Source organism: Streptomyces sp. NPDC056347 (genome assembly GCF_042262625.1).
Taxonomy (GTDB): Bacteria; Actinomycetota; Actinomycetes; order Streptomycetales; family Streptomycetaceae; genus Streptomyces.
In genome coordinates this window covers 25,300-32,167 of record NZ_JBHJQP010000089.1, presented here as the reverse complement: position 1 = coordinate 32,167, position 6,868 = coordinate 25,300, and the positions used below count along the sequence as shown (strand labels likewise).

5 protein-coding genes are annotated in these 6,868 nt (G+C 71.5%); 4 read left to right on the top strand and 1 reads right to left on the bottom strand.

Annotated elements, in window-relative coordinates; all coding sequences use genetic code 11:
* Nucleotides 1-136 precede the first annotated feature (136 nt).
* Nucleotides 137-3,319, bottom strand: coding sequence for an isoleucine--tRNA ligase (gene ileS / locus ACFCV8_RS21040; RefSeq protein ID WP_376686908.1), 3,183 nt, complete (start codon nt 3,317-3,319; stop codon nt 137-139).
* 528 nt (nt 3,320-3,847) lie between these two features.
* Here ileS and ACFCV8_RS21035 point away from each other — a divergent pair.
* Genes ACFCV8_RS21035 through ACFCV8_RS21020 form a run of 4 tightly spaced genes read left to right on the top strand, consistent with a single transcriptional unit; the run spans nt 3,848 to nt 6,697 of the window.
* Nucleotides 3,848-4,591 carry a TraR/DksA family transcriptional regulator gene (locus ACFCV8_RS21035; RefSeq protein ID WP_376686907.1) on the top strand — a complete coding sequence of 248 codons (744 nt, stop codon included), beginning with the start codon at nt 3,848-3,850 and terminating at the stop codon, nt 4,589-4,591.
* 59 nt (nt 4,592-4,650) lie between these two features.
* The gene (gene lspA, locus ACFCV8_RS21030) at nt 4,651-5,253 is read left to right on the top strand and encodes a signal peptidase II (RefSeq protein ID WP_376686906.1); all 603 of its coding nucleotides are present in this window, start codon (nt 4,651-4,653) and stop codon (nt 5,251-5,253) included.
* Between the two features lie 23 nt (nt 5,254-5,276).
* Nucleotides 5,277-6,218, top strand: a complete 942-nt coding sequence (locus ACFCV8_RS21025) for an RluA family pseudouridine synthase (RefSeq protein ID WP_376686905.1) — start codon at nt 5,277-5,279, stop codon at nt 6,216-6,218.
* Nucleotides 6,215-6,697: a GNAT family N-acetyltransferase gene (locus ACFCV8_RS21020; RefSeq protein ID WP_376686904.1), complete on the top strand. Its 483-nt coding sequence runs from the start codon at nt 6,215-6,217 to the stop codon at nt 6,695-6,697. The genes ACFCV8_RS21025 and ACFCV8_RS21020 overlap by 4 nt, the downstream gene beginning before the upstream one ends.
* Nucleotides 6,698-6,868: the final 171 nt, after the last annotated feature.

Sequence of the window (6,868 nt, the reverse complement as noted above, 5' to 3'; positions counted from 1 at the left end):
GCCCCGGGGTTTCCCCGGGGCCCGGCCCTTTTGCGTGCGCGGTGCGGCGCGCCGGGGTTCCGACGGGTCCCGGATACGGCGGAGGGCCCGCCTGGAATCGATCCGGACGGGCCCTCCGCGTTGCTGCCGGGGCGGGTTACCGCTCCGTCCTGCGCAGCCGGAACGTCAGGGCCAGGCCCTCGTCCTCGAACGGCTCGCCGTACGTCTCGTCCGCGTCGCCCCGGGCGTAGTCCAGGGCCAGCACCTCGTCCGCGATCAGGGCCGCGTGCTCGGTCAGGGCCTCGGCCGTGGCGTCGGAGGAGGACGTCCAGCGGACGGCGATGCGGTCGGCGACGTCCAGGCCGCTGTTCTTGCGGGCCTCCTGGATCAGCCGGATCGCGTCACGGGCCAGGCCCGCGCGCCGCAGCTCCGGCGTGATCTCCAGGTCCAGGGCGACCGTGGCGCCCGAGTCGGAGGCGACCGACCAGCCCTCGCGCGGGGTCTCGGTGATGATCACCTCGTCCGGGGCGAGGGTGACGGTCTCCCCGTCGACCTCCACCGAGGCGGTGCCCTCGCGCAGGGCGAGGGAGAGGGCCGCCGCGTCCGCGTTCGCGACCGCCTTGGCCACCGCCTGGACGCCCTTGCCGAAGCGCTTGCCGAGCGCCCGGAAGTTGGCCTTCGCCGTCGTGTCGACCAGCGAGCCGCCGACCTCGGAGAGGGAGGCCAGCGAGGAGACGTTCAGCTCCTCGGTGATCTGGGCGCGCAGCTCGGGGGAGAGCGCCTCGAAGCCGTTCGCCGCGACCAGGGCCCGGGAGAGCGGCTGGCGGGTCTTGACGCCGGACTCGGCGCGGGTGGCCCGGCCCAGCTCGACCAGTCGGCGGACCAGCGCCATCCGTGTGGAGAGGGCGGGGTCGATCGCCGTCGGGTCCGCCTTCGGCCAGGTGGCCAGGTGCACCGACTCGGGGGCGTCCGGGGTGACCGGGACGACCAGGTCCTGCCAGACGTGCTCGGTGATGAACGGGGTGAGCGGTGCCATCAGCCGGGTCACCGTCTCGACGACCTCGTGCAGGGTGCGCAGCGCGGCCTTGTCGCCCTGCCAGAAGCGGCGGCGCGAACGGCGTACGTACCAGTTGGACAGGTCGTCGACGAAGGCGGACAGCAGCTTGCCGGCGCGCTGGGTGTCGTACCCCTCCAGGGCCTGCGTGACCTGGTCCACCAGGGCGTTCAGCTCGCTCAGCAGCCAGCGGTCCAGGACCGTGCGCTCCGCCGGGGCCGGGTCGGCCGCGGAGGGTGCCCAGCCGGACGTACGGGCGTACAGGGCCTGGAAGGCGACCGTGTTCCAGTAGGTGAGGAGCGTCTTGCGGACGACCTCCTGGATGGTGTTGTGGCCGACACGCCGGGCCGCCCAGGGGGAGCCGCCCGCGGCCATGAACCAGCGCACCGCGTCCGCGCCGTGCTGGTCCATGAGCGGGATGGGCTGGAGGATGTTGCCCAGGTGCTTGGACATCTTCCGGCCGTCCTCGGCGAGGATGTGGCCCAGGCAGACCACGTTCTCGTACGAGGACTTGTCGAAGACCAGGGTGCCGACCGCCATCAGCGTGTAGAACCAGCCGCGGGTCTGGTCGATGGCCTCCGAGATGAACTGCGCCGGGTAGCGGCTCTCGAAGAGCTCCTTGTTCTTGTACGGGTAGCCCCACTGCGCGAACGGCATCGAGCCCGAGTCGTACCAGGCGTCGATGACCTCCGGGACGCGGTACGCCTCCAGCTGGCAGTTCTCCTGCGAGCAGGTGAACGTGATCTCGTCGATGAACGGGCGGTGCGGATCGAGCCCCGAGAGATCGGTGCCGGCGAGCTCACCCAGCTCGGCGCGGGAGCCCACGCAGGTCAGGTGGCCGTCCTCGCAGCGCCAGATCGGCAGCGGGGTGCCCCAGTAGCGGTTGCGGGACAGGGCCCAGTCGACGTTGTTGTTCAGCCAGTCGCCGAAGCGGCCGTGCTTGACCGAGTCCGGGAACCAGTTGGTCTTCTCGTTCTCCTGGAGCAGCCGGTCCTTGACGGCGGTCGTGCGGATGTACCAGGACGGCTGCGCGTAGTAGAGCAGCGCGGTGTGGCAGCGCCAGCAGTGCGGGTAGCTGTGCTCGTACGGGACGTGCCGGAAGAGCTTGCCGCGGGCGTCCAGGTCCTCGGTGAGCGTCTCGTCGGCCTTCTTGAAGAAGACCCCGCCGACCAGCGGCAGGTCCTCCTCGAAGGTGCCGTCGGGGCGGACCGGGTTGACCACCGGGAGGCCGTACGCCTTGCAGACCAGGAGGTCGTCGGCGCCGAAGGCGGGGGACTGGTGGACCAGACCCGTACCGTCCTCGGTCGTCACGTACTCGGCGTTGACGACGTAGTGCGCCTCGGCCGGGCTGTTTCCATCGCTTCCCTCGCCGGTGCTCGGGAAGTCGACCAGCTCGAAGGGGCGCTCGTAGGTCCAGCGCTCCATCTCGCGGCCGGTGAAGGTCTCGCCGGTGGTCTCCCAGCCCTCGCCCAGTGCCTTCTCGACGAGCGGCTGCGCGACGACCAGCTTCTCCTCGCCGTCGGTCGCGACGACGTAGGTGACGTCGGGGTGCGCGGCGACGGCGGTGTTGGACACCAGCGTCCAGGGGGTCGTCGTCCAGACCAGCAGCGAGGCGCCGCCCGCGAGCGGGCCTGAGGTGAGCGGGAAGCGGACGAAGACCGAGGGGTCGACGACCGTCTCGTAGCCCTGCGCCAGCTCGTGGTCGGAGAGGCCGGTGCCGCAGCGGGGGCACCAGGGGGCGACGCGGTGGTCCTGGACCAGCAGGCCCTTGCCGAAGATCTCCTTCAGCGACCACCACACCGACTCGACGTACTCGGGGTCCATCGTGCGGTACGCGTCGTCGAGGTCGACCCAGTAGCCCATCCGGGTCGTGAGCTCGGTGAACGCGTCGGTGTGCCGGGTCACGGACTCGCGGCACCTGGCGTTGAACTCGGCGATGCCGTACGCCTCGATGTCCTTCTTGCCGTTGAAGCCCAGCTCCTTCTCGACCGCGAGCTCGACCGGCAGGCCGTGGCAGTCCCAGCCGGCCTTGCGGCCGACGTGGTAGCCCTGCATGGTGCGGAAGCGGGGGAAGACGTCCTTGAAGACGCGGGCCTCGATGTGGTGGGCACCGGGCATGCCGTTGGCGGTGGGCGGGCCCTCGTAGAAGACCCACTCGGGGCGGCCCTCGGACTGTTCGAGGCTCTTGGCGAAGACCTTGCTGTCGCGCCAGAAATCGAGCACGGCGTGCTCCAGCGCGGGCAGGTCGACCTGGGCGGGTACCTGGCGGTACTGCGGCGATGTCATGGGCGGACTTCCTCCGGCGGACGTTTTCCACTTCCGTCGGAGGGACGAGGGCCTCGTCGGCTCCCGCGGTACCACCCTCCTTGGCCCCGGGCGCACGCCCGTGACCCCCTCATTGGGATCGCGAAGCCGGTTCTACTTGCCGTGCGGCGTTCTTCCGGCGGCTCCGGGTGATCTTCACGACGCGCTCGCCCCCGGGCTTCCACCGTCCCCGGGTCGCTCCTGGCTGCGTACGACGCTACTCGTCCCATCCACGCCTCTCGCTGGGGCCAGTGTACGGGCCCGGGCGGGCCGGGGCCGACCGGTTTTGCACGGGGCCGGGACGTGACCCGAATGGCCAGGTGCCCGGGCGCGGGGTCCGGGAGGCGGATTACCCGGCGGTGAGCTGGGCACAACGGATGGGGGCGGGTCGGAGCGAGGGCGTGGGGAGGGGCGGTTCGGCGGCGTGCCCCGTTGCCGCGGCGCTGGGGTCGATTTATCGTCCCAGCACGATTCGCGTGCAAGATCACAATATGTGAAGGGGCCGCGGCCATGGTGGCGAAGAAGAACGCCGCACAGAAGACGGCGTCGTCCGGGTCCACGGGCGCGGCGGCCGGGAGGAAGAGCCCGGCGAAGAGGTCCGCGGCCGGAAAAGAGGCCGAAGGCGCCGGGGAAGGGACCAGGGAACCGGCAGCCCGGAAGACGGCGGCGAAGAAGGCGTCCGCGAAGAAGAGCGCGGCCAAGAAGGCGTCGAAGAAGGCCGCGCCCGCGGCCGAGGAGGCGGCCGCAGCCGCCGGAAAGACGGGAGACCACACGGTGGCAGCCAAGAAGAGCGTGGCCCGGTCCCGTACGGCCGGTACGGACACCGCGCCGGTCCCCCCGGCCCGCGGGGCCGTTCCCGGGGAGCTGGCGGTCCGGCCCGGGGAGGACCCCTGGACTCCGGAGGAGGTCGCCGAGGCGCGGGCCGAGCTCAGCAGCGAGGCCCTGCGGCTGAGCAGCGAGCTGGAGGCCGCGGGCATCGCGCTCGCCGGCCTGATGCGCGACTCCGGGGACGGGGCGGGCGACGACGAGGCGGACACCGGCACCAAGAACATCACCCGCGAGCACGAGATGCAGCTCGCCGCCAACGCCCGGGAGATGCTGGACCAGACCGAGCGGGCCCTGGCCCGGCTCGACGCCGGGACGTACGGACTCTGCGAGATCTGCGGCAAGCCGATCGGCAAGGCCCGGATGCAGGCGTTCCCGCGCGCCACGCTCTGTGTCGAGGACAAGCAGAAGCAGGAGCGACGGGGCTGAGCCGCGGTGGTGTGTCGTACCCTCGTCCCCAGTGCAGGAACCTAGGTTGAGGGACTCACGTGGCAGAGGCGGAGCGCATCATCGGTACGCCGGACATCCCCGGGGCTGAGGGGACCGAGGGGGACGGGGTCGCGGAGCGGTCCGGGAGCCCGGCGGAGGAGCCCGCTTCGGGCCGGGGCCGCCGGAAGATCATGGTGCTGGTCGTCGTGGCCGTGGTCGCCTATCTCATCGACCTGGTCAGCAAGATGATCGTGGTCGCCAAGCTGGAGCACCACGAGCCGATCGAGCTCATCGGCGACTGGCTCCAGCTCAGCGCGATCCGTAACGCGGGGGCCGCGTTCGGCATCGGCGAGGCCTACACGATCATCTTCACCTGCATCGCGGCGACGGTGATCGTCGTGATCTCCCGGCTCGCCCGCAAGCTCTACAGCCTGCCCTGGGCCATCGCGCTCGGGCTGCTGCTCGGCGGTGCGCTCGGCAACCTCACCGACCGCATCTTCCGGGCCCCGGGCACCTTCCAGGGCGCGGTGGTGGACTTCATCGCTCCGGCGCACTTCGCGGTGTTCAATCTCGCCGACTCCGCGATCTGCTGCGGCGGCGTCCTGATCGTGATCCTCTCCTTCCGGGGACTGGACCCCGACGGGACCGTGCACAAGGACTGAGCGGTCCAAGGCATACTCGACAGGTGAGTACGTATCCCGAGGTCCGCACGCTGCCCGTACCCGACGGCCTGGAGGGCGAGCGCGTCGACGCCGCCATCTCCCGCATGTTCGGTTTCTCCCGCACCAAGGCCGCCGAGCTGGCGGCCTCGGGGAAGGTGCAGGTGGACGGCTCGGTGGTCGGGAAGTCCGAGCGGGTCCGGGGCGGTGCCTGGCTGGAGGTCGAGATGCCGCAGGCCGCCGCTCCGGTGCAGATCGTCGCCGAGCCCGTCGAGGGCATGGAGATCGTGCACGACGACGACGACATCGTCGTGATCGTGAAGCCGGTGGGCGTGGCCGCCCACCCCAGCCCCGGCTGGACCGGCACGACCGTCATCGGGGGTCTGGCCGCCGCCGGGTACCGGATCTCGACCTCCGGTGCCGCCGAGCGCCAGGGCATCGTCCACCGCCTCGACGTCGGCACCTCCGGCCTGATGGTCGTCGCCAAGTCCGAGCGGGCCTACACCCTGCTGAAGGCGCAGTTCCGCGACCGGGTCGTGGAGAAGAAGTACAACGCGCTGGTGCAGGGCCACCCGGACCCGATGAGCGGCACCATCGACGCTCCCATCGGGCGCCACCCCAACCACGACTACAAGTGGGCCGTCACGGCCGAGGGCAAGCCCTCCGTGACGCACTACGACCTCATCGAGGCCTACCGCTCCGCCAGCCTGCTGGACATCAAGCTGGAGACCGGCCGCACCCACCAGATCCGGGTGCACATGTCCGCCCACCGCCACCCCTGCGTGGGCGACCTCACCTACGGCGCCGACCCGACGATGGCCAAGCGCCTCGGCCTGACCCGGCAGTGGCTGCACGCCGTCCGGCTCGGCTTCGAGCACCCGGCCGACGGGAGCTGGGTGGAGTTCACCAGCGACTACCCCGCCGACCTCCAGCACGCCCTGGACGCCATCGCCGCGGAGAGCCGGTGACCGCAAGCCCGGCACCGTGCACCACGCGCACCGCCGCCGGTGAGGAGGACCTCGCGGCCTGCTTCCAGGTCCGCAAGGAGGTCTTCGTCGGCGAGCAGGAGGTGCCCGAGGAGATCGAGTACGACGCGTACGACGCGGGCGCCCTGCACGTCCTGGCCGTCGCGGCGGACGGCGGCGCGCTGGGCACCGGCCGGCTGCTGCACGGCGCCGCGGCCGCGGCGAGGAACGGCGGCGACCCGGCGGTCGGCTCGCTCGGCAGGCTCGCGGTGATCCGGGCCGCGCGCGGCCTCGGGGTCGGCGCGGCGCTGGTGCGGGCCATCGAGGACGCGGCCCGCGAGCTGGGTCTGGACGCCGTGGACCTGCACGCCCAGACCCGTGCCCTCGGCTTCTACGAGCGCCTCGGCTATGTGGCGTACGGCCCCGAGTTCCCGGACGCGGGCATCCCGCACCGGGCAATGCGCCGTACTCTGCGGGACTGACCGGACGGTGGCGCGGACACTTCCGTAGCCGCTCCGACGATCGCGCAGACATCGGATGAATGCCGGTCGGAGGGGCGTAACCGAGGGGGTGTTGTCCGGATTGGGGAGCTTGCGTGGCAGGCTGTGGTCCCAGTCCGCCGATCACACGGATCGGTGTCGCGCGCCCCGGAA